Below are 322 nucleotides of genomic sequence, written 5' to 3' on the forward strand. Positions count from 1 at the left end.
GATACACATCGAACTTTTGCAACAGCTCCAGCAGTGCCGCAGCAGGTAAATCCAGCGCATGATTGCCCTGTGCCAGGCATTCCCCTGTCAGCAGTGCCAATTCCTGGCATTCCCGCGGCGCCTTGAGGCGCTGGTTGACGGCTTTGATCGATGCTGGTTCCAGCCCATGCAGCAGGCAGGCCCAGCGTATGTGCAGTGGCTGCTTGTGCAATGCTGCTTGCTCCAGCGCCGCCAGGGCCTGGGAATCGTCTAGAAGCTCGGGCAGTTGCTCCTGTAGGGCATCGCACGCGCGCAGCACCTGGAAGAACACCTGCGGTTGGGC

The 322-nt window shown here is 61.2% G+C and carries 1 pseudogene; it reads right to left on the reverse strand.

From position 1 onward, the window contains the following. A pseudogene (locus SB756_RS28890) lies at positions 1-322 on the reverse strand (multifunctional CCA tRNA nucleotidyl transferase/2'3'-cyclic phosphodiesterase/2'nucleotidase/phosphatase); the annotation flags it as partial.

It is taken from the genome of Pseudomonas sp. SIMBA_068 (assembly GCF_046534705.1).
GTDB classification, from domain to species: Bacteria; Pseudomonadota; Gammaproteobacteria; order Pseudomonadales; family Pseudomonadaceae; genus Aquipseudomonas; species Aquipseudomonas putida.